This window comes from Cytobacillus sp. FSL W7-1323 (genome assembly GCF_038595015.1).
GTDB classification, from domain to species: Bacteria; Bacillota; Bacilli; order Bacillales; family Cytobacillaceae; genus Cytobacillus; species Cytobacillus kochii.
The window spans coordinates 215,369-237,394 of sequence record NZ_CP151998.1 but is presented as its reverse complement, the minus strand read 5'-3'; the positions used below and the strand labels follow the sequence as shown (position 1 = coordinate 237,394).

Sequence of the window (22,026 nt, the reverse complement as noted above, 5' to 3'; positions counted from 1 at the left end):
ATGTTTCAAACCATAATAAAATAACCACAGCATGAGCTTAAACTGTGGTCTCGATAATTAGCACTCTTTTATATGGTGATAAATTATATTTTATATAGTGTTCACTAAAGTAAGACTAAAACAGGATATCAATCAACAGCATTAGTCTCCCCTTACCCCATTTCTGCAAAATAGCCAAATAATATAAAGAAAACGATCGCTAAGATGAATAAGGTAATAATATAAAAAATCAGTAGGATTCTTGCAAGAAACCCGTTAAAGCGATTATACAATTCGTTAGCAGTTAGTTCCGTTAAAGCAAAGAAAGGTATGGATAAAATCATCAGAAACACAAAATCCTCTGTTATCCAGCTGTAAAATTTTCCACCAGCTCTACTACTAAAAAAATACAAAATGGCTAGGAACATATTAATAATTAAGAAGAATCCTAGCATGCTGAATAAGACCGCGATAAAACCTATCATACTATCTGATTTACACCTCACAGGAAATTTACTCATAAAACTTCTAGAAATAGATATCTTCATTATATTACCATTATTTACATTTATATAAAAAACATAATTTATTAAAGAGCAGGAAAGTAAAAATCAAAACCAGCGTAAGCGAACTGTCAGCACACTACACTACAAAAAAACACACAAGGTAACGAGAATACCTTGTGTGAAAGGAGTTATTTTACTTTCTGAGCATGGCGCGAAGCCGCTGCACCAGCTAATTTACCAAAGACGGCGCCAGACATTAAGCCTGAACCGCCGGGATAATTCTCGTAGAAGATACCGCCAATCATTTCTCCAGCAGCATATAAGCCTTCGATTGGTTTATTCGATTGATTGACTACTTCCCCTTCGATTGTTGTCGCTAATCCCCAAAATGAGAACGTAATCCCGCAAGTCACAGGATAGGCATAGAATGGGCCTTCACTTATGGTTTGTGCCCAGTTAGATTTGGCTGGGGTAATGCCTTTTGTCGATTTACCGTCCTTTTCTGAAGGATTGAATTCACCTTCTTGAACCGCTGCATTATAGTCAAAAATGGTTTGTAGGAATTGTTCTTTATTTATATCTAATTGATCTGCAAGCACTTCAAGTGTAGCTGCTTCAATGACGGTCGCTTCTTCTAAATCATACTCCGCACGTAAGATTGGGCGAACTTTAGCATCATAAATTTGGTAGGCTATATTTTTCGGTTGCTTTAATATTTCTTTACCATATTTTGCATAGGTGTAGTTACGGAAATCGGCTCCCTCGTCTACAAAACGGTGACCTTCCACATTGACCATCACGCTATAAGGGTAAGAATGCTTTTTGAAAATATCACCTGGTTTTTGGAAATCACCTACTCGTGGGGCATTGGCATCTGTTCCAATGGCATGACAGCCATTCCGTTGACCAAACGTTTGCGCACCGATTGATACCGCCATATCAATCCCATCACCCGTGTTAAACTCAGTCCCTCTAACGATTGCTTCGTTCCACTCCATTCCTAATGCTTCCGCACGTTTCTTTTTGTCCGCTTCTATACTTCCACATGCTAAAACAACACTTTCACATTGAATCGTTTGCAGTTGCTCTTTTGTTTGCACTTCAATCGCCACCACTGCCTCATTTTCCGTGACAATATTCGTGGCTGCACTTTCATACCAAATTTCAATTCCCAACTCTTCACAGCGATGAAATAAGCTGCGCATTAAGCCGATTCCTTTATCAACGGTTTTAACTGGTAAACCGCCCCAGAAATGAACCTTTCCTTCTTTTTCAAAAGATTGGTTCGCATAGTTCAACTCAAATACGACACCTTGTGTTTTCATCCACTCAATCGTTGGTAAGGATTGATCAACTAATTGACGAATCAACTCAGGTTTACTTTGATTTTTTGAAACTCTCATAATATCATTATAGAAATCTTCTGTGCTGTATTCAGGCATATCAATTTTATTAATCGTGTCCTGATCTAAATCAATCACTTTCGTAATAGCATCTAAGTTTTGATAAGCTACACGAATGGCGCCGTCAGTAAAAAATGAATTACCACCACGTTTTTCAATTGGTCCTTTCTCTAATACGAGTACCGAACTCCCTTGCTCTTTTGCAGATATCGCTGCACATAATGCCGCATTTCCCGCCCCAACAATTACTACGTCATATTTAGCCATCAAACATATCCCCTTTATTCGTTGATAGATTAACTATAAGAAATGATTAGAAATAAATAAAATACATAATTTTTAAACATATCCATAAAAATTTTTTATCACTTGAATATCTTCCACTTTAATACAGGTAGAATAACTATATAAATGAATAGCATGCGGAATAATTGAAAAATCGTTACCTGTGTAGCATCTGCTTGTAATGCGGTAGCGATGAGCCCCATTTGATCCATTCCACCTGGAGCTGTGCTTAAATAGCTGGTGGCAAAATCCATATCAAATAATAAAACCATTCCCTCTGCAATTATAAAGGTGATGATTAACAGTAATATTGCACTACTAATCCCTCCTATTAATACGCGAACGGGTAATCGTAAAGATTTCGGATGTAACAGTAATCCAATGTACGCACCGATACAAAGCTGTGCTATATGCAACAGGTGACTATCCATTGGGGCTAAATCTACTTTAAATAGACTTAATAGCAAACCCATAAGGACAGGCGTTAAAAAATGTGGCACCGGCAATCTTAATTTTTTCCCAATTGGCAAAAACAGAAGTCCCAATAGGATTAGACCGATATTATGCAGAACATTGTTTGAACTTTGTATGACTGATTCCGGCGCCTCTCCAGTTAGGGAAACAATAATCGGAATAAGCCCAACAACAAACAGAACACGAATGACATGAAAAAACGTTACTATAGCTACGTTAATATTCTCTTGTTCCTCTGCAAAAATAACTAATTGAGATAACCCACCGGGAATACTAGCTGTTATCGCTGTCGCAAATGGTATTTTTGCCCATATTTTCAAAAGATAGGCTAATCCAAAGCAACATACACTTAAAGAAATATTGAGCATGAGCATAAAAAGTAAAGTGTCTTTCATCGAGACTAATATATTAAGAGTAAAAAGCTGACCAATTGCCGTCCCTACTATAAGTAGCCCAATATTTCGCATCATAACGGGCCACTTCATAGGTATTTTCCATATCAGTTGTGTGAGCAATACGCCAAATAACGAGCCTAGCATCCACGGCATAGGAAAGGAGAGTAATTGAAAAATGCCTACACCAACTATCGCTACAATCACCACTGTGGCAATAGGAAGAATTGCGCGCATTAAATCCCCTCCAAAGATTAAACACTACTACCTCCAGTAATTACGCCTACTAAATCAAAAACAACAGCCGTAAAAAAACTCTCCAGATTCAAATTTATTTTTCCTTTTACAGAATATATGATATATTCCAATGAATAAAATAAATAAATTTCAGCGACACCGATAAAAAATTTTTATATCAATGCGGAAGGAAATTGCTATGAACCTTAATGATTGCCACCTATTAATTGATTTGTACAAGACAAAGAATATTACACACACTGCTAATAATTTGTATACATCGCAGCCTGCTCTCACCTATCGTATTAAACAGCTCGAAAAAAAATATGAAATTGAGTTGATTGTACGAGGGTCAAAAGGAATTGACTTTACAGAAGAGGGGCGGATTCTTTATGAACATGCAGAACAAACCTTACATAACGAAAGATTACTCGTAGATCAACTAGCTAATCTAGCTGAAGAAATAAAGGGCACGATCTCAATCGGTGCTTCTGGTTTGTTCGCGCTACACCACCTCCCCAGAATATTGAATGCCTTTAAAGAGCTTTACCCTAATATAAATATACAACTGAAAACGGGATGGAGCAGCGAAATGAAAGAAGCACTCAATGCGGAAGAAATCCATTTAGCCATTATCCGCGGTAATTACTCCCTAAATGCAAAGAAATGTACACTATGTAATGAAGAATTATTTATCGTATCAAAAAATCCGTTTCAAAAAGAAGATATCCCTCACCTACCATTTATCACTTATAAAACAGATCCACCCTTAAGTCTCATAATTGATAAATGGTGGCGTACCAATTTTCAAAAGCCTGTACATCCAAGTATCGAAACTGATCAAGCCGCTACATGCAAAGAGATGGTAAAGTATAACGTTGGTATCGCCGTACTACCCGGTATCAGTATCGAAGGTGAAGAAGACTTATACACCATCTCATTAAATGACTTTGGAGAAGACATTTATTACCGAGAAACCAGTCTCTTCTATAACCCATTCGTCGAAAACTTACGTCATGTTAAATTATTTATAGATTTTTTAAAGAGTCATTATAATGTGTAAATTGCTGAGGAGGGGGCCAATCGTTAGCGTTTGGCTCGTCTTTAAAGCGTCTGATAAATACTATTAAAATCTTTTTTTGACCACTAAAAACGGATTTATTTTGGCCTGAATTCACATTTTTTAACGTCCGATAAAAATTCAGGGTAGTAGTCGCCTTCCTAAAGAAAAATGCTATCGTCTGCTGTATCGTTTGATCTTTCGTTTTCAAACTGTCTGTACCTTAACATTTATACTTTAAATGTTTGAATCAAGCATAGCTCATCGTCAATCATATCTTGCTTTTCTTCGTATGGAATATTGAAATTTTTATATATTTTTCTCCAGAAAGATACTGCAGTTCTATTTTCAATCAGTTCAATGACGTAATACTTTCCTTGTTTCTTATGAAATATCTCTTTAATAGCCCGCGTACTATTTCCTTTCCCTCTGTATTTATTAAGCAAGAAAATATCATTCACTGCAAAATCATACTCTTTCCTTAGAAACGGACGCTCTAATAAGAGGATAAACCCTATAATACGCTCGTCTATCAAGATGAAATATGGGGATAGCCCATCTACTTCCCAAAACTGATCAACCCCCTCGTATTCAAAGATACCGTCTGGCCCAATATCCAGTGTTGATGTGTATCTTGAAAGGTCATGAAGGTACAGGGAGTATAGGTTTTTTAAGATATTCTTTTCTGATTTTAATACTTCTCTAAGCGCCACAGGCATTATATAAGCTCCTCCTTTTTAATCTATCTAACATCTCCATTAACATTAATTATATAAAGGTTATTTCATTTATATAAAAATGTAAGAGCCTTGCTACATCTTATTGTAGTAAGCTCTATTAAGTTGTTTTGCTTGGTATTCTTTTAATGGTGTTTGTAATGAACAATACGTGGTTACACAAAAAACTACTTTACTTGTATATGATTCTGTATTTAGGCAATAAAACCCCATTATTATATTTTTTAAGGTCAATTAGTTCTAGTTGGATTTGTTTTTTGCTCGAACCAAAAAGTGAAATACCTTCTCCTATCATGACGGGATTCACTTTAAGTATAAGAGTGTCAATTAATTCATGGTAAAGAAGTGAATGAGCCAGTTCACCACCGCCACAAAGCCAAATTCTCTCATTCGTTGTCTTTTTTAAATGTTTGACAAACTCAATTGTATTTTCTTTTACAAACTTCACTTCCTCATTTGACTCCATCTCCATTTTACTCGAGAAAACATAGTGCTTAAGGTCGGGATTGGCAAACTTTGCAAGAGGCCATGGTTCACCTGGCTTTACTCCATCTTTTAATCCGACTTCGTATGTCTTCCCGCCCATTAAAGCAATACCGTATCCTTTTATATCAGCTAAAAAATCCGGACCATGGTCACCTTCATAAAGAAAAATGCTGTCATCTGCTATATCGTTTGGATCTGCAATATATCCGTCTGCCGTAATTGCCACATGATAAATCAATTCTGCCATTCCTTTGTCCTCCTTTTTTATACAAGCTATATCGTACTCTTTTATGCATATGCAAAATTAGGGCTACGTTTACCTTCATAAGAATTGATTTTTAGTTTCTTAAGAAATGAATCCATGGTACTTAAAACCTGTATCTCCCATCCCCTCTCTAATATCAACTTAGTACTAAACATCCCCCACTCTATCAACCATCTTAATTGAAAGAAAAATGCTAACCGCTCCCAAAAGACATAGACCTGCGTTCACAAGATCAGAATTGAGATTTATATTAAGAAGAGAAGAAAAGTTTTGAAATTGCATAAGGAACATGGCACAAATGACAGTTGGAATCGTTGCTCTTTTCCAAATCCCAAAGAAAAAGAGGGGAATTAAACTAATTAGTGTAATGAAAAAAGAATGAATGATCATCTTACTAGCATATGAAGTAATATCTACAACGGTTGGTTGCCCATTAATGATATGGAACAGATGATCAAGAAGATACGTGACGATACCTGACAACAGAAAGGATACGAGTGTACAGAGAAAAACTGCGAGTGAGATAAAAAGCACTTTTGCGATAATTAACTTTTTCCGACTAATTGGATAGCCGAATGAAAGAGAGAACGTTTTGTTCTTATACTCATCTATAACCACCTGATTAATAAGAGAAGCTCCAAATAGCACCCAGCCCATCTGTATGGCCAAAATCAATTGAATAATTGTCGCATAACTTCGCCCGAAGTCAGCGCTTACCATTTTAATAAAGAAAATCGGCATAAACATAAGAATACCCGCATAAATAATGATCTCACCCATCACCATTTTTTGCTTTAGTTTCCTCCACTCCAGCTCCATTAATTTAAACATGCTGTTCACCTCCATGGATAATTTGATAGAAATAATCTTCCAGTGTACTCGTATGTTTTTGTATCTCTTCTATATCAATCTGATGAAGAATTAATGCCTTTGAGATCTCACTTGGGGACAAGGTTAAATCATATATGCGAATTCTATTGTCTTCTATAATCTTCATATTAGTAATACGAAGTTCGTACTCTAGCAAATACACTGATTTTTCTACATTCGATGTCACAATCTCAATATATTCCGTTTGCTGCTTCCTAATATCAGCCAAAGTGACTTCATTCACTAATTGACCATCCCTAATCACACCTATTCTATCAACAACCTGTTCCATTTCCCCTAAAATATGACTAGAAAGGAGAAAAGTCATGCCATATTCTTTATTTAACATGCGAATTAAATCTCTCATATCTTTTATACCAATGGGATCAAGACCATTGGTAGGTTCATCGAGAACAATCAGTTCCGGCTTTGTTATGATGGCTCTGCCAATCCCCAATCTCTGCTTCATCCCAAGGGAAAAATCCTTCACTTTTTTCCCTTCAATTCCTTTTAAATGAACCATATCTAAAGCTTGCGTAATGGCTTTTTGATCATAAAACCCTAAATATTCACAGTGAAGCTGTAGATTCTCTCTCGCTGTTAAATGCTCATAAAAGAGCGGATATTCAATAATACTACCCACACGCTTCAACCCAGACTTCTTATTTTCTGTAAGCCTTTCACCAAATAACGCAATCTCTCCTGAAGAAGGATGAATTAATCCCGTGAGCATTTTCATGATCGTCGTTTTCCCAGCCCCATTTTGTCCGAGAAATCCGTATATTTCTCCTTTTTTAATATGAAGATTTACATTAGTTACAAGCACCTTACCTTTGACCTTTTTCGTTAAGCCATTGGTTTGCACGACGTAATCCATTGTCTTAACCTCCTTTATGATTGTTACTTCTAGCTTAAGCAAAGAAAGTATCTTTTTTCTTTCTCATTTCTTACATATTTCTTAAGTTTGAATAAAAAAAGAGCCGTTCCAACAGAACACCCCTTTTCGCGAAGTCTTAATATGTCATTTGTTTAAACCTACAAGTAAAAGTCGTCTTCTCAAATGGTTGGCTACTCACGTGCAGCGTACCATTCATTGCTTCTGTTAATCGTTTCGAAATACTTAAACCCAATCCACTGCCTTGAAATTGAGGGTTTCTAGCATCATCTAATGTATATAGTCGTTCAAACACCCGGTCCTGGTGTACCTCTGCAATCCCTTTCCCCTTATCCCAAACCTCTACGGCAATGGTTTCCCCATCTCCTCGAAGGGTGAGACCTAATACGCCCCCATCATTTCCATATCGAATCGCATTCGAGATAAGATTACTTAGCACCCGGTTAATTGCCTCTTCATTACCAAGAATATAAAAATTCCGCTCTGGAATGTCTATCTCTACCTGAAATCCTTTTGATACAAGCAAATCATAAAACTCTAATACATTCTTTCTACAAATCTCATTAAGTGAAACCTTACTCAACGGCATGAGGTAATCATCGGATTCTAGTTTAACAAGATCAAAGGATTGATTAAGTAAAGAAACGAGACTCATTACTTTTTCGTGCAAGCGTAAAATGACGATTTCTTTTTCGTCCTTAGCCATCGTTTTATCCAGCTTTATTTTTTCTACATAACCTAAAATAACTGTTAGTGGTGTTTTCAAATCATGTGACATATTGGCTATCATTTTCCTTAAACTATCTTTTGTTTTGGCGTAATCGGCAAATACTTTTTGATTGTTATCAAGCATTCGGTTGATTTGAATAAGTAAAAGTTGAATGGCCTCTTGATCTGTTTGGAGTAACACTTTTTCAGCTGTCTGTTGTTCGATAATATTTGTTAACTTATCACTGATTTCATTTATATGTTGCTTTGTTTTTTTAAGAGAATAATATTGCCATCCATTCATTACAATTAAAATGGCCATGATAACAATTAAAGTAACCATCATAGACTATTCACCTAATTTATATCCGATTCCCCAAATGGTTCGAATATACTTTGGATGAGACGGATTCTCTTCTATTTTTTCTCGTAACCTTCTTATATGAACATTGATTACATTTTCATTGCCGTAATAATCATCTTCCCAAATAAAATGGTATATTTGTTCCTTTGTAAACACTCGATTTTGATTGGTCATAAACAGCTTTAAAATATGGAATTCCTTAGAAGTAAGCTGCACAACCTTATCTTTCATTTGTACAGAAAAGGTATGTAAATCGAGGGATAATTCCTTAAAATGAATGTTATGAGATATAGCTGGAGTCCCCGCAGGACGATATTGCGTTGCCCTACGAATAGCCGCATGGACCCTCGCCGTTAGTTCGATCATTGAAATCGGTTTGCTTATATAATCATCGGCACCAAAGCCTAATCCTAACGCCTTGTCTAAGTCACTATCCTTCGCTGAAATAATCAACACAGGCATTAAACTCTCTTCTCTGATGCGTTTTAAAACATCCATACCACTTAACTGCGGAAGCATTAAATCCAACAAGATTAAGTCAAAGTCCTCCTTATGGAAAAGGGATAAAGCTTCCTCCCCATCAAATGCGGTAAATACCTCGAAACTCTCCTGTCTCAAAATATCTGTTATTAATTCACTAATCTCCCTGTCGTCTTCCACAAGAAGAATACGCTTTTGCATACTTCCACATCCAATCCTTTGTACTAACCATGCAATGAATCAATCACCTTTAACTCTCCCTTTATTTCTATAAAGGGGGCATAATTCCTTCTAAAATATATAACTGATGGTATAAAAAAAGACTGATGATTTTCATTCGTTAGTCTCATTTGAAATAAAAGCTGATTGCCTCTCTCATTCAGGACACATGAAAAAGTGTAGGGAAAGTATGCATCCCTACACTACAAGTTCTTTATTAAAAATCAAAATTGTCTGGGTCTGGCCCTACACGAAGATTCTGATTTAATCCATCAATGATTTGCATCTCTTCTATCGTTAATTCAAAATCAAACACATTTGCATTTTCTACAATTCGATGCTCTTTTGTTGATTTTGGAATGGTGACAATCCCGTTCTGTAAATCCCAACGCAAAATAATTTGCGCAACAGACTTATGATGCTTGTTTGCGATCTCCTGTAACACTTTATTATCTAGTAATTGTCCTTGCATTAATGGTGACCATGCTTCCAGCTGAATCCCATTGTCTTGACAAAATACTTGTAACTCTTTTTGCGATATCCTTGGATGGCATTCTACTTGATTGACCATCGGTTTAATTTCAGCATCCTTCATTAGTTCTTCCAGATGATGAGTTTGAAAGTTACTCACTCCAATGGCTTTTACACGACCTTCTTTATAAAGCGTTTCTAAAGCTCTCCAAGCATCCTTATATTTCCCTTCAACCGGCCAATGGATCAAATATAAATCTAAATACGCTAAACCAAGCTTCTCTAAGCTTGCTTCATAAGCAGCGATTGTTGATTCATACCCTAAATCAGCATTCCAAACTTTAGAAGTGACAAATAGCTCTTCTCTAGAAATCCCTGCATCTCTTATACCTTTTCGGATACCTTCACCTACACCTACTTCATTCTCATAAATTGCTGCGGTATCCACGCTGCGGTATCCATGGTTAATCGCTGACTTTACTGCGTTTACTAATTCAGAACCTTCTTCCACTTTAAAAACACCTAATCCAAACCAAGGCATCTTTACACCGTTATGCAAAGTAGTTGTATCTTGTAAATGTTTGACCATCATCTTTCAACCTCCAAAGTGATATTATTTTCTTGATCTTTTCGTTCCAAAGCTCTGCTAAACCCCGTTAAAACGGCTGCCACTAAAACCATAAGCGCTCCAATCCAAGATGTATGAATCAGTCCAATCGAGTCCGTAATCATACCACCTAAGTAAGAGCCAATGGCGATACCAGCATTAAATGCTGCAATATTGATGGCAGATGCGACATCCACTGCACTCGGAACAAAGCGCTCTGCCAACATCACCACATAGACTTGTAAACCCGGCACATTCATAAATGCTAATAATCCCATTAGAAAAATCGTTATCAATCCAGCCACTTTAAAAGGTGCTGTAAACATCAAAATAAATAACACAACCGCCTGTACAATAAACATATAGAACAATGCGCGGATAGGATTTTGATTCGATAACTTCCCGCCAACCATATTCCCAATTGCAATCGCTATGCCATAAACCAATAAAATGATTGCTACAGTTCCTTCTTCAAATCCAGTGATATCTTGAAGCAATGGCGATAAGAAGGTAAACACGACGAATGTTCCACCATAACCTAGTGCTGTAATGATAAATAAGAGCAATAACCGGCCATTTTTCACAAGTTTCAGTTGATCACGAAAGGATGTTTTGACCCCTTTTCGTAAATGTGATGGAACGAGAATACTATTAGCAATTAAAGCAATAACACCAATAATGACAATCGTCATAAACGCTGCTCTCCACCCTAATTGTTGACCGATAAAGGTGCCAAATGGAACACCTGTAACAGTAGCGACCGTCAGACCCGTAAACATAATGGAAATCGCACTCGCTCTTCGATTTTCAGGAACTAAATCAGCAGCGATTGTCGACCCGATTGACATGAAGACCCCATGGGAAAATGCTGAGATCACACGTGCAACGAGTAATAACCCTATAGTCGTTGAAAAGGCAGCAAGCGTATTCCCGATTATAAAAACAATCATAATCCAAAGTAATAAAGTCTTGCGGGACATTCGCGATGTCAAAGATGTCAAAACAGGGGCACCAAATGTTACCCCTAAGGCATATAAAGAAACCGTTAACCCTGCAGTAGTTACCGGAATACTTAAATCATTTGCAATAAGGGGTAATAAACCAACACTGATAAATTCAGTCGTCCCGATTGCAAAGGCACTTACTGCCAAAGTAAGCAAGGCCATTGTGCTTTGCTTTCTGCTTAGATTCATATATTCTTCACCTTTTTTCTTTTATATAAATGGAAAATTTCCTTTTCGAACATAATAATTTTAAAGGAAAGTATAGTTTCAATCCGCCGGCAAATGTTATTATGATACATATAGAATACAAAGAGAAGTACGCACTTTAAAGTAATATAGATACAAAAAAGTAATATAGGTACTTTTTAGTTCCTAAGGAGGGAAACAAGAATGGAGAAGAAGAAATACAATATTTCTGTTGAAGCAACTTTAGAAGTCATCGGAGGAAAGTGGAAATGTGTAATCCTTTGTCATCTCACACATGGCAAAAAGCGAACAAGCGAATTAAAGCGTCTCATGCCTAACATCACACAAAAGATGCTTACCCAACAGCTACGCGAGCTTGAAGAGGATGGTGTCATCAATCGTATCGTGTACAATCAAGTTCCACCAAAAGTAGAATACGAACTCAGCGAATACGGACAAAGCTTAGAAGGGATCTTAACTTCATTATGTGCCTGGGGAGAGAACCATTTGACCAAGCTATATGGGGATAAATTCTCGGTATTAGAAGAAAGTATATTGAACGAATAGGATAAGTAATAAATTGGCTGAAAACAGGACATTTTTATAGAGGTAATAGCTAAACTCCAAACATAGCAGGGAAGCTTCAATGGCATACCCTCTGAAGCTTCTCCCTCTCTTAATAAATTTGCTTACTCCGTTTTATATTTTTTTGCCAACGTTTCACTCCCAATCGCTCCAATGATTGAAGCAGTGAATGGAAGAAACGCATAAAGAATCGAACCTTGGAAAAACGTTATATTCAAGTCAAAAAATTTATTACCCACAGCGATAAGAATTTTGAAAACAACTAAAAATAAGCCAACAAGCAGAAGAAGATCAAAAAACAACTTTAACTTTGGATACGCTAATTGCTTTCCATCTTCAATAATGCTCTCCTTCAAATGATCATCTCCTTTTAATAATTCATCAATGGTAATATCAAAAATTTCACTTAGTTGAATGAGAGATTCAATGCTGGGATATCCTTCTCCACGTTCCCATTTTGATACTGATTGTCTACTAATTTTAAGTAATTCACCGAGCTGTTGTTGAGACATTTCATGTTTTAAACGTTGTTCTTTTAATTTTTGGGGGAAATCCATTTTCTTCATCTCCTAACAACTCCAGTATATTTGCATCTCTAACTAAACGTAAAGAACCGTGTCGTTGCAACGATGTAAACGAATAGTTGCGGGATAAAATGAGTAGTTATTTTACCATGTTATATTATATCAGCTATCACTTTACCTACATTTCCCATTGTCATTTATACTTATTATGCTGTTTTCTATTTGAAGATACCCGTGGGGAAATTTCCAGTATAAGAAAACGGCCATTCCCCTATACCACTAAAGTAAAAAAGGAAGTGACCGTTTCTATCATAGCTTTATATAAGTTTATCTTTACAAACATCTCACACCTGATATTTACCAATAGAGCAGATGATAAAGCACCATAATCACAGCAATAATTAAAATGACTAAAACCACTTGATTAACTTTAATATCAATTAACACTTTATTTCATTCGGATAATTTACTTAAGTAAGATTTTTAAAGTATTAGTTAATCTGAAGTGTATTATAAATAACTTAAGAAAAGTTGAAAGTCACTACTTTTTAAGACGGTTCTCCAATGATTCAATCGCCAGTTGAAGCGCAATTAATCGTCGCTCATTTACTGTTTTTTGAGGACTACCATCTTTTGCTTTTGCTATCTGTTTTTCAATAGGTGGAATAGTACTTTGCAAAATATCTTTAGATGTTAGAATAACTTCTTCTTCATATGAGAAGTCTTCACCGTTCCAAATATTCCTTAAGCTATCTAAACCGACTTTTATAGCATCTCGTCTCTTTCTTACTAGAGTAGTATTAGACCCCTTTTCAGTCATGCTTTTATAAGCATTTGAAAGTTTACTAAATGTAGACTCTAAGGATTTTACGGATAACTCTTGTATTTCTTGGTTAATTGACTTCATGTAGACTTCTCATCACTTTCTATTATTTAGTAGTATTCATTCATGATTACAGAGTAATAATAAAGCATGCAGACCTTCTTTTATTTCTGCTAGTGAAGCATACGCATACGACAGTCTTATATGATGAAAATCACCTGAATGATAGATATAACCTGGGTTGATTAAAATATTTTGATTGAGAAGGTTTAGAAATAGTGCTTTGTTTACGATAGGTTTATTAAACCTTAACCAAATATAAAAGCCACCTTCTGACTTATTCCACGTAGCAATCTTTCTAAATTGGTTTTCTAGTATATTTTCAATAAATGCCGCTCTGTTCTTTAGTTGTTCACGAAGATTTTTTAAGTGATTTTCATATAAACCAGTTGAAATCCAATGTGCGACGATCTCTTGAGAAAGAGCACTTGAACCATAATCCGTTTGCATTTTTATATCCGCTAGCCGTTCAACCACAGGTGAAGGTGCTACAATCCATCCAATACGTAACCCAGGACTTAATGTTTTCGATACACTACCAAGATAAAGTACTTGTCCTGACTTGTCTAAAGACTTTAAGGTAGGTAAAGTATGATCAAATAGTAATTCATGATAAACATCGTCTTCAATAATAGGAATCTGTAACTCTTTGCATATATTGTATAGATTTTTCTTTTCCTCCAACAACCAATTAACTCCAGTAGGATTATTTAATGTCGGAACACAATAAAATATAGATTGTTTTTTCCTCTTAAAAACTTTTAAGTTCTCAGCTAATTTCGGATGATTACGCATTACCGTATGCATACGCATTCCAGCAGATTGAAAAGGATGAATAGAACTTAAATAAGATGGTTCTTCATGGAAAATCACAGAGCCTTCTTCTAATAATCCAATGGCAATTAGTTGAAGCGCCTGAAGTGCTCCAGAAACAATTAGAATGTTCTCTGGTTCCGATTGAATACCTCTTATTTTCAGATAGTCACATAATACTCTTCTAAGTCTTTCATTTCCTTTTGGTGATGAATAACCGATAGATTTTGCATCAAGGGTGATTTCTTTTAAGGACTGTTCAAGTTGTTTTGTTGGGAGTAGTTCCGGTGATAATTCACCTGTTCCAAGGCGAATGATATGATTATATTGCTCGTATTCATTGATAAGTTGAATGGTATGGTCATTTGCTCTATGGATACTTGAATCAATATGCTTTTTCCAATTCGGTTGAGTTTTATTTAAAAGTACATTCCAAGAAATATTAGTTACAAATACACCTGATCCTAATTTTGATTGAAGTAAACCATCTGCCTTCAGTTCATCAAGAGCAAGTTGAACTGTACTTCTATTGACATTAAATTGTATCGCTAGTTGACGCTGTGTGGGGATTTTTGTTCCAACCGCCCAATCTCCACTTTCTATACGAAATTTCATCCAATCTACAATTTGTTCGTGAAAAGTTAAATGAGAATCACTACTCGGTTTCCATTTCAAGATAATCCCCCTTAAATTGGGTGGATAAAAAACCATCCAATTGGTTGTTTTCTTTCAGTTTTATCATAGTACGATAGTAATTGAAAGAGAGTTGATTTGAATGGAACCCATTCTGCATGGATTAATTTTGGCATTCGGACTTATTTTACCTTTAGGGGTACAGAATGTCTTTGTATTTTCTCAAGGAGCAACCCAACTTAGATTGGCTCAGGCACTTCCAGCCACGATAACAGCTGCAATCTCTGATACACTTTTAATCTTATTATCTGTATTTGGTTTATCAATGATTGTCCTTCAATTTGAATGGTTACGAGTAATTTTAATGATTACCGGTATCTTATTTTTATTGTATATGGGATCTGTCATTTGGAAATCCGAAACGACAAAAAAAACGAATAAGGCTTTACCTATTCGTCAACAAATTATCTTTGCTTTATCTGTTTCTTTTTTAAACCCTCACGCCATCTTAGATATAGTCGGTGTTATTGGGGTAAGTGCAATAAAATATGCTGGAAAAGAACAATTTCTTTTTACTATTACTTGTATTACAGTATCTTGGATTTGGTTCTTTGGGCTAATGATTGCAGGAGCATTTGTGAAAAAGTTAGATGGCAAAAGAAATGTATTGCAATTATTTAATAAATTCTCTGCTATCTTTATCTGGGGTACAGCCATTTATATTTTTCTTGATTTAATGTAATATCCTTGGAATTATCATTTCATATGTAAAATGCGAAAGCCTTCTGTCAAGATGCAAGGGAGAAGGCTTAAAAGGTAAGATTTCTTTTTTTAAAAGTAGTTTATTCTTTCACTTCAAATGTATTTTTCTCTATACATATCGCTGCTGCAGACGTATTTATAATGATATCAAAATCCTGGCTGTATGGATGCATAAACACTTCGTACTGTATCCTTCGTTCTTCATGGGATTGCCTTAAATAATTGAGATCTGCTCCCCTTTCAACGATGTCCCGATTCGACCTCCTTAATAATTCAGTTTCACCATCTGTATAGAAATAAATTTTTAAGTCAAATAAATCAGGATGAATAAATGCTACACTCATTCCCTCAACAATCGTTACTTTATTCCTCGAGGAAATTAATTCGCTTTTCATATAATGTGTATGCATTGTGTATAAATCTAAACCATCTCTAATCATCTGAACATCTCTTTCTAAAGATAACAAATGATGCGCTGATGGGTGGCAAGCTGTCATTTTATAACGATGATTTTCGTTTTGATATGTATAGTCAATCATTGCATGGTTTCGTATATTCGAGCTAACAATATACGGGTCTGTATTTATATAATTCACTCCATCTTGATTTAATACGTTTATAAGCTTATTGGCAAACGTTGTTTTTCCAGCAGCACCATGTCCGGAAATACCAATAATAAGCTTTTTATCCGTTATTGTAATCCAATTTAGGATGTCTTGTATTAACTTATCCATCAATCTCCCCCCGTCACTAGATTTGCTTTTTTCAACTTACTTTTTAAGATGTCTATACTTCTAATGATGAGTGCTATATTCTCCACTTAATTCGAATCAAATGCTTCCCGATAAAACTCCCTTAACTCCGCTCCGTTATCCGGCCATTCGGGCAGCTGTTCGTTAGCCAACATAACCAATGCATCAAGACAGCGATGCCATCCTGCTGCTGTTGCCGCTGCCCAAGACCGGTCATCAAACGTATGCTGAAAATTCATTCGGCACCCGTCATCGGTATTTTGCAACTCGATTCTTAGCATATCAGCGCCTTCATGAAAGGCAAAGACGACAGGTGGTTGGTATTCAGTAATTATGCCTTCGTACTTCGTCCCCTCTCCATCATCAAAAGCTATTTTGCCACCTTCAATAAGATCCATCTCTCCAGTTGCAAACGGATACCACCTGGTAAAGTAATCAGGATCTGTTACGTAGCGGAAAACACTCTCTGGTTTATGGGTAAACAAACGTTCAAATTGCAAAACATAACGACCATTCACTTCATATAACTTTCCGAATTTAGTCATCTTATTCTCCTTTACATTTTTATTCATTATTAAGATTAACAAAAAGCTTCATCTTAAACTATGCCCGTTTGCGAAATAAAATTTCCGATAAAAAACCTCCTCTTGACCATCATATCCAAAGGGTATAAACATCGCAATTTATGCTGATTTGGAGTAAGTTTGATCAAAATTAAATATAACGAATATGCTTCAAACGGTTCTTGTACGAAACCAACAAAATAGTTTATTAACCGGCATCTAGCTGTTTTCTAGGTGTAAAAGTATAACTATCTCACACTTTTAACTAAAATAAATATAACCCTTAGTTAATAATTACTAACATAAATGTGTTGTCTAAATTGATAAAAATCCCTACCTACTCATGGTCGGGATTTTCATCATCTGGTCTTCACTTTTTGTTATCTAATTCATTTATGAACCGTAGGAACAGCTGCCAAAAGAATAGTTAGAAATTAATGTGGATTCTTTAGGATCAAAGTTAGAAAAGACCCGGAAAATTTTACGGAGCTTTTTCTAAACATAAGTACATATTACCTTAATGAAAAACGATAAAAATCAATTCTATTAGATTCAGTCGGGATTATTATTAAGAGGTCTTTAACCCTTTGGTAATTCCCCAAAAGTAATGCAAATGCGCATACAGACAGTGGTTTTTTATGAAAAATTCACCTTCTATTTAACGGAGTACCTGATGACATTTGCATTGGGCTATTACTTTATTTTCACATTAGCCTCTGCACTGATAGAGGCTGGATAATCAAGCAATTCAAGTTTAACAGGTCCTAAGTCAGTTGCCTCAGATGGGAAAGGAACGGAATACAATACATAGTCGTCGACATAAGAATAGGAGATACCATATGGTTCATCCTTACTTATTACATTTCCATCTGCATCTATTGCATGCGTAAAAATTGCTGATTTGAATTGATTCGGATTCGTATCTAATTTAATGGACATCTCGCCTTGCTCTATCTCTACATCTGTTAATTTTCCGTCTTTCGGTGCCTTAAGTATTTTCTTTTTTATCGGGTCTACTTCAACATTGAGCTCTTCCTTATCAAGCGCACGAATTGAATTGAAACGCAAATATAATTCTTTAGGATTAGTAAAGTAGTTGCTCTGCAAATAAATGATTGTTTCGTTCTCATTGATTTGTGTAGTCTCTATTACACTTGTATTCCATGTTTCTCCTTTTTCATCTATTAGATGCAAGTCATTAATACCAAATATCTTTTTACTATTTTGCGAATGATAATATACATGTACAGCTGTTTGAGAAGGATACATTGTTACGTCCTTGATTGTAAATTGCTGTCCTTCAATTTCTAATGTTTTATCCACATTATACACTTTCTTTCCAACAATTTTACCTTTATCTAAAGTAAAGGGAATTTCCCAAACCCCGTCTAAAAGTTTCTTATCTTTAGAAAACTGAGTTGAAAGAATTAGTTCATTTGGCAGATTATCCCCTTCTTTTAAAGGAACCCTGATTTCCAGCAAAGAATCCGGATTATCATTCCGATATTCACCAACTATATGATAAGGCAATACCTCTCCTTTTTCATTAAGCAATTGAAAGCTTCCTAGAGTAATAACTACGTCTTCTTCATCTGATTGATATTCATAAAAAATGATCAGTGATTTTTCATCATGAATAATTGAATTCAAAGTAAACTCTATACCTTTGTTATTCACACTTGAATCCACTTTTTGTATGTAATTATTTTCAACAGCTGCAAGTAGTCCTTTGTCATATCGGACAAAATCAACAATTTTCCCCATACCAGGTACATTTGACATGTAATATGCAACGGGTTCGGATACATTAACAGATGTAATAAACGTAAGTCCTAAAATACATGCAGCAGTGAATGTCTTAATGGGCAGCTGCACTCTCTTTTTCTTTTTCTCTGCTTTTGCTTGCTGTATTCCCCTTAGAATTGCCTGGTCAGAGCGATCGTCAGAAATGGATAGATCCTTCATTATTTTTTTTGATTCAGCCAACTCACTTTCTTCTCTTTCAAACATTTAGCCCACCCCCCTTATTTAATTGAACCTGAAGTGCTTTTAGGCCTTTGTATAGCCAGGTTTTAATGGTGCTCTCCGACCTTTCGAGAATTTCGGCAATATCTTTTATCTTTAAATCGTTATAATACTTTAAAATAATGACTTCTCGAAAACGTGCATCTATTTTTAGTAATGCTTCCTCTATTTCTAACGTCTGGTTGTCATTCTTCGTTACTATTAGATTATCAATATACTTAGGATCTGCGATTCTTTTTCTTTTACGAATTTGATCATGGCAGTAATTAAGCATAATCCGGATAACCCATGTTGAGAAGTATTCTGCATGTTTCAATTTATTCAATGAAAGATAAGCCCTAAAAGTTACTTCCTGCAATGCTTCTAAGGCCTCCTCCTCATTATGTAAGTAACCCAAGGCTATTTTTAATAGTCTACTTTTATGGATTTGGATTAATTCGTAGAAAGCATCATCATCTCCCTTTCTTGCTCTATTGACTAGGTTTTTCACTTCCAAGCGCGCTTCCCCCTTTTCTCTTTCTAGTTATTAGACATAACAAAGAAACAAAAAGTCTTAAGTTTTTACTTTCTGCAGAATTTTTTGGTATTTGATAATCGAATACTCTAAAGGAGTACCCGTTGCAAAAGTCCTTTTAAAAAAAACAAGTAATTCAGTAAATTTAGTTTATACTTATAAAAATTGTATAGATTTTTTGAATGCTTCTTCTCCTTGATATTGTAAATGTATAATCCAACAATGATAAGTTTTTTCTATTTCTATTTTAAATTTTAGAGAACTTAACCATAAAAAACTGCACCTCATTTGTTAGATCATGTCTAACAAATGGGGTGCATATCAGAATTTTTAAAACGGTATCACTTTTATTTAAATTCTATACGATTACTTGTAGCCTTGGAGTAAAGTTTGATCAAAAGTACCTCCCAAAGCCACATTTTGGGCAAAAGATCGTCACTCTAACCATAATCCTACTTTTCCACTAATAGATTTATATTTTTATGATTAAGTGCGAGTCTCCCCTTGTGATAGATTTTGCGGAAAATTGTTAGCCTTTATGGTAGATAATATATAGATTCCTTCAAAAGATTTAAAACATAAACGACAAATAGGGTTCTTTTCAAAAATTTCAATACTCTTGCAATTAATCTTTAAATCTTGGACATACTAATACTAGTACTCTAAAAACAGACAGTTGTCCAAATTCAAAAAGAATTCACCCATCAACTGTTTGGACTAATTGCTTAGGATTGGGCATCACTAGAAATCTTTCGCTTATATTTTCTTCAAGAATTTGCACCCGAACCCTACAAGCAAAACCACCACTTCCAATTTAAAAACAACCTTTTCAAAATATAGAACAGACCGTTAGAACTATTAGTAAATATTACTTTCCAAAATACACTTAAGTTGTTCAATTACGCTTTTGATTAACTAATTTTTTCTTCCTTAATTTTCACATCATTAACAATAGGTAAATCCTCTTTATTTTTCCCAATTAACAACATATATAAAACGGTACCAATACCAATTCCCCATGCAACTCCTAAAGTGGCGCATAACACACCTATCATTAGCACTAATCCACGCGAAATATTATTTGTAACCATTGACATCGCTATATACGCGCAAGCAAATCCAGTGAGTAGGATGGTTACCGATAGGGCAACTGGAAATAGCGGTGCAATAATACCCATGACTGGTAAAAGTAATCCTAATGGAATCGCTAGTAGATAGAAGTTTGCTACACCAGAGAAAATAGAATCCATTACATGACGACCCTTTTTATAACGTTGGATTAAGAAAACCTGTACCCCCGTCCAAATTGGTCCATGTAGCCACGGCATTGGTCCTGCTGTTAAAATTTGTGCTAAGTTACGGAATGCTAGTACGAAGTGACTTCGATTCATATTAATATCAATTTTTTCATCTTTTCTTGCTTCTTCCGCGTCTTTTAACAATGTTTGAGCAACAAGTAAATCCCCAAACACTAAAATATAAAACATAAACCCAATTGGAATCACAGACACAATCATTTCCCAAGGTGGTAAACCAACTGACCAGATGGATAATGTAGAAAACACTTCACCAATAGGAGGAACAAAAACTCCCCACTGAAGATCAAACGTAACTTCACCTGTAGAGAAACCTACAACACCAGCTAGTGCAAATGCAATTAATAATGCATTTGATCCCGCTATGGCCTTTGCCTTTGTATCTGGTAATCTAGCAAATGGAATAGAGAACATTAATAGAAGTACGATTACCCAAGCTGTCACTAACGTAATCGGCATCGTTGGTAAACGGCCAATCTCACTTTGAAATGCTGCAATCGCTGCCCCCATAATAATCCCCGCTTTTAGGGATGCAGGAATTACATTATTAAACTTTTCTCCTAATCTAGTTATACCAAAGAACAGGAATAATGCGATCACTACAATGGATATTGCGATCATACCATGAATCGCTTCAATACCAGGTGTAAGCGTATTCAAATAAACGATGGTTAAGGGAAGCGCTGGTGTAATTGCACCAGCAGCATATATGTCACCAAATAGTACGGTTTGAGCGATGACCCAAACTAAAAACACTAAACTTACTGTCCATGCAACTTCTAAAGAGATGTTAAAATATTTCATCGCAAGGGGAGTTATCGAACCACATGTTGCTAGTAGTAATAAGCCGCCTTGAAGATGCTGACTTGGTGTTATTTCGAGATGAACTCCTGGAATCCTCATTGTAAAGGGACCCCATTTAAACCCAGGATGAATTTCTCCTTCTTTCCGCTTTATAAGCATAATTATTACCTCCTTTATAACTAAATGAAAACGCTTAAATAATTTAGGTTAATCAGTACAACTTA

22 protein-coding genes are annotated in these 22,026 nt (G+C 35.6%); 3 read left to right on the top strand and 19 right to left on the bottom strand.

Annotated elements, in window-relative coordinates; all coding sequences use genetic code 11:
- Window positions 1–152: 152 nt before the first annotated feature.
- The 3 genes from MKX67_RS01260 to MKX67_RS01250 form a co-directional block, all read right to left on the bottom strand.
- The gene (locus MKX67_RS01260) at window positions 153–464 is read right to left on the bottom strand and encodes a hypothetical protein (RefSeq protein WP_233435324.1); all 312 of its coding nucleotides are present in this window, start codon (window positions 462–464) and stop codon (window positions 153–155) included.
- 209 nt (window positions 465–673) lie between these two features.
- The gene (gene tcuA, locus MKX67_RS01255) at window positions 674–2,155 is read right to left on the bottom strand and encodes an FAD-dependent tricarballylate dehydrogenase TcuA (protein WP_095371036.1); all 1,482 of its coding nucleotides are present in this window, start codon (window positions 2,153–2,155) and stop codon (window positions 674–676) included.
- Between the two features lie 98 nt (window positions 2,156–2,253).
- A complete protein-coding gene (locus MKX67_RS01250) occupies window positions 2,254–3,276 on the bottom strand; it encodes an AbrB family transcriptional regulator (protein WP_095371037.1) in 1,023 nt (340 codons plus the stop codon).
- Between the two features lie 199 nt (window positions 3,277–3,475).
- Here MKX67_RS01250 and MKX67_RS01245 point away from each other — a divergent pair, with 199 nt between their 5' ends.
- Window positions 3,476–4,339 carry a LysR family transcriptional regulator gene (locus MKX67_RS01245; protein WP_095371038.1) on the top strand — a complete coding sequence of 288 codons (864 nt, stop codon included), beginning with the start codon at window positions 3,476–3,478 and terminating at the stop codon, window positions 4,337–4,339.
- A 227-nt stretch (window positions 4,340–4,566) separates the two neighbouring features.
- Here MKX67_RS01245 and MKX67_RS01240 read toward each other — a convergent pair whose 3' ends face one another.
- The 8 genes from MKX67_RS01240 to MKX67_RS01205 all read right to left on the bottom strand — a co-directional run bounded on the left by MKX67_RS01240 (window position 4,567) and on the right by MKX67_RS01205 (window position 11,631).
- Window positions 4,567–5,055: a GNAT family N-acetyltransferase gene (locus MKX67_RS01240; RefSeq protein WP_322910237.1), complete on the bottom strand. Its 489-nt coding sequence runs from the start codon at window positions 5,053–5,055 to the stop codon at window positions 4,567–4,569.
- Between the two features lie 190 nt (window positions 5,056–5,245).
- Window positions 5,246–5,806 (bottom strand): dihydrofolate reductase family protein, encoded by a 561-nt coding sequence (locus MKX67_RS01235; protein ID WP_095371047.1) that lies wholly within the window; start codon window positions 5,804–5,806, stop codon window positions 5,246–5,248.
- A 165-nt stretch (window positions 5,807–5,971) separates the two neighbouring features.
- Entirely contained in the window at window positions 5,972–6,655 is a 684-nt protein-coding gene (locus tag MKX67_RS01230) for an ABC transporter permease (RefSeq protein WP_095371048.1), read from the bottom strand.
- Window positions 6,648–7,571: an ABC transporter ATP-binding protein gene (locus tag MKX67_RS01225; RefSeq protein WP_095371049.1), complete on the bottom strand. Its 924-nt coding sequence runs from the start codon at window positions 7,569–7,571 to the stop codon at window positions 6,648–6,650. Before MKX67_RS01225 ends, MKX67_RS01230 begins: the two co-directional genes overlap by 8 nt.
- Window positions 7,572–7,707: 136 nt before the next feature.
- The gene (locus MKX67_RS01220) at window positions 7,708–8,643 is read right to left on the bottom strand and encodes a sensor histidine kinase (RefSeq protein WP_322910236.1); all 936 of its coding nucleotides are present in this window, start codon (window positions 8,641–8,643) and stop codon (window positions 7,708–7,710) included.
- 3 nt (window positions 8,644–8,646) lie between these two features.
- On the bottom strand, window positions 8,647–9,342 hold the full coding sequence (locus tag MKX67_RS01215; protein ID WP_307315804.1) for a response regulator transcription factor: 696 nt from the start codon (window positions 9,340–9,342) through the stop codon (window positions 8,647–8,649).
- 235 nt (window positions 9,343–9,577) lie between these two features.
- Entirely contained in the window at window positions 9,578–10,420 is an 843-nt protein-coding gene (locus MKX67_RS01210; RefSeq protein WP_322910327.1) for an aldo/keto reductase, read from the bottom strand.
- Window positions 10,420–11,631, bottom strand: coding sequence for an MFS transporter (locus tag MKX67_RS01205; protein ID WP_322910235.1), 1,212 nt, complete (start codon window positions 11,629–11,631; stop codon window positions 10,420–10,422). Before MKX67_RS01205 ends, MKX67_RS01210 begins: the two co-directional genes overlap by 1 nt.
- A gap of 201 nt (window positions 11,632–11,832) precedes the next feature.
- On the opposite strand from MKX67_RS01205, the gene MKX67_RS01200 reads away from it, so the two are divergent.
- Window positions 11,833–12,195, top strand: a complete 363-nt coding sequence (locus MKX67_RS01200) for a winged helix-turn-helix transcriptional regulator (RefSeq protein WP_095371054.1) — start codon at window positions 11,833–11,835, stop codon at window positions 12,193–12,195.
- 122 nt (window positions 12,196–12,317) lie between these two features.
- Here the strand turns inward: MKX67_RS01200 and MKX67_RS01195 are convergent, their stop codons facing one another.
- From MKX67_RS01195 to MKX67_RS01185, 3 genes are all read right to left on the bottom strand, one after another.
- The gene (locus MKX67_RS01195; protein ID WP_307315870.1) at window positions 12,318–12,770 is read right to left on the bottom strand and encodes a helix-turn-helix transcriptional regulator; all 453 of its coding nucleotides are present in this window, start codon (window positions 12,768–12,770) and stop codon (window positions 12,318–12,320) included.
- Between the two features lie 508 nt (window positions 12,771–13,278).
- Window positions 13,279–13,644, bottom strand: coding sequence for a hypothetical protein (locus MKX67_RS01190; protein ID WP_307315807.1), 366 nt, complete (start codon window positions 13,642–13,644; stop codon window positions 13,279–13,281).
- A 36-nt stretch (window positions 13,645–13,680) separates the two neighbouring features.
- Window positions 13,681–15,108, bottom strand: coding sequence for a PLP-dependent aminotransferase family protein (locus MKX67_RS01185; protein ID WP_322910234.1), 1,428 nt, complete (start codon window positions 15,106–15,108; stop codon window positions 13,681–13,683).
- Between the two features lie 100 nt (window positions 15,109–15,208).
- Between MKX67_RS01185 and MKX67_RS01180 the strand changes: the two genes are divergently transcribed.
- The gene (locus MKX67_RS01180; protein WP_095371058.1) at window positions 15,209–15,808 is read left to right on the top strand and encodes a LysE family transporter; all 600 of its coding nucleotides are present in this window, start codon (window positions 15,209–15,211) and stop codon (window positions 15,806–15,808) included.
- Window positions 15,809–15,908: 100 nt separating this feature from the next.
- On the opposite strand, the gene MKX67_RS01175 is transcribed toward MKX67_RS01180, so the two are convergent.
- From MKX67_RS01175 to MKX67_RS01155, 5 genes are all read right to left on the bottom strand, one after another.
- A complete protein-coding gene (locus tag MKX67_RS01175; RefSeq protein WP_095371059.1) occupies window positions 15,909–16,562 on the bottom strand; it encodes a phosphoribulokinase in 654 nt (217 codons plus the stop codon).
- 86 nt (window positions 16,563–16,648) lie between these two features.
- On the bottom strand, window positions 16,649–17,167 hold the full coding sequence (locus MKX67_RS01170) for an SRPBCC family protein (RefSeq protein ID WP_340977314.1): 519 nt from the start codon (window positions 17,165–17,167) through the stop codon (window positions 16,649–16,651).
- 669 nt (window positions 17,168–17,836) lie between these two features.
- Window positions 17,837–19,153 (bottom strand): DUF4179 domain-containing protein, encoded by a 1,317-nt coding sequence (locus MKX67_RS01165; RefSeq protein ID WP_322910233.1) that lies wholly within the window; start codon window positions 19,151–19,153, stop codon window positions 17,837–17,839.
- Window positions 19,146–19,658 carry a sigma-70 family RNA polymerase sigma factor gene (locus tag MKX67_RS01160; RefSeq protein ID WP_322910326.1) on the bottom strand — a complete coding sequence of 171 codons (513 nt, stop codon included), beginning with the start codon at window positions 19,656–19,658 and terminating at the stop codon, window positions 19,146–19,148. The genes MKX67_RS01165 and MKX67_RS01160 overlap by 8 nt, the downstream gene beginning before the upstream one ends.
- A gap of 935 nt (window positions 19,659–20,593) precedes the next feature.
- Entirely contained in the window at window positions 20,594–21,961 is a 1,368-nt protein-coding gene (locus MKX67_RS01155) for a hypothetical protein (RefSeq protein WP_322910232.1), read from the bottom strand.
- Window positions 21,962–22,026 lie beyond the last annotated feature (65 nt).

Coding starts and splice junctions, on each gene's coding strand:
- MKX67_RS01260 (WP_233435324.1), bottom strand. CDS start 464: ATGATAGGTTTTATCGCGGTCTTATTCAGCATGCTAGGATTCTTCTTA.
- tcuA (WP_095371036.1), bottom strand. CDS start 2,155: ATGGCTAAATATGACGTAGTAATTGTTGGGGCGGGAAATGCGGCATTA.
- MKX67_RS01250 (WP_095371037.1), bottom strand. CDS start 3,276: ATGCGCGCAATTCTTCCTATTGCCACAGTGGTGATTGTAGCGATAGTT.
- MKX67_RS01245 (WP_095371038.1), top strand. CDS start 3,476: ATGAACCTTAATGATTGCCACCTATTAATTGATTTGTACAAGACAAAG.
- MKX67_RS01240 (WP_322910237.1), bottom strand. CDS start 5,055: ATGCCTGTGGCGCTTAGAGAAGTATTAAAATCAGAAAAGAATATCTTA.
- MKX67_RS01235 (WP_095371047.1), bottom strand. CDS start 5,806: ATGGCAGAATTGATTTATCATGTGGCAATTACGGCAGACGGATATATT.
- MKX67_RS01230 (WP_095371048.1), bottom strand. CDS start 6,655: ATGTTTAAATTAATGGAGCTGGAGTGGAGGAAACTAAAGCAAAAAATG.
- MKX67_RS01225 (WP_095371049.1), bottom strand. CDS start 7,571: ATGGATTACGTCGTGCAAACCAATGGCTTAACGAAAAAGGTCAAAGGT.
- MKX67_RS01220 (WP_322910236.1), bottom strand. CDS start 8,643: ATGATGGTTACTTTAATTGTTATCATGGCCATTTTAATTGTAATGAAT.
- MKX67_RS01215 (WP_307315804.1), bottom strand. CDS start 9,342: ATGCAAAAGCGTATTCTTCTTGTGGAAGACGACAGGGAGATTAGTGAA.
- MKX67_RS01210 (WP_322910327.1), bottom strand. CDS start 10,420: ATGGTCAAACATTTACAAGATACAACTACTTTGCATAACGGTGTAAAG.
- MKX67_RS01205 (WP_322910235.1), bottom strand. CDS start 11,631: ATGAATCTAAGCAGAAAGCAAAGCACAATGGCCTTGCTTACTTTGGCA.
- MKX67_RS01200 (WP_095371054.1), top strand. CDS start 11,833: ATGGAGAAGAAGAAATACAATATTTCTGTTGAAGCAACTTTAGAAGTC.
- MKX67_RS01195 (WP_307315870.1), bottom strand. CDS start 12,770: ATGGATTTCCCCCAAAAATTAAAAGAACAACGTTTAAAACATGAAATG.
- MKX67_RS01190 (WP_307315807.1), bottom strand. CDS start 13,644: ATGAAGTCAATTAACCAAGAAATACAAGAGTTATCCGTAAAATCCTTA.
- MKX67_RS01180 (WP_095371058.1), top strand. CDS start 15,209: ATGGAACCCATTCTGCATGGATTAATTTTGGCATTCGGACTTATTTTA.
- MKX67_RS01175 (WP_095371059.1), bottom strand. CDS start 16,562: ATGGATAAGTTAATACAAGACATCCTAAATTGGATTACAATAACGGAT.
- MKX67_RS01165 (WP_322910233.1), bottom strand. CDS start 19,153: ATGTTTGAAAGAGAAGAAAGTGAGTTGGCTGAATCAAAAAAAATAATG.
- MKX67_RS01155 (WP_322910232.1), bottom strand. CDS start 21,961: ATGCTTATAAAGCGGAAAGAAGGAGAAATTCATCCTGGGTTTAAATGG.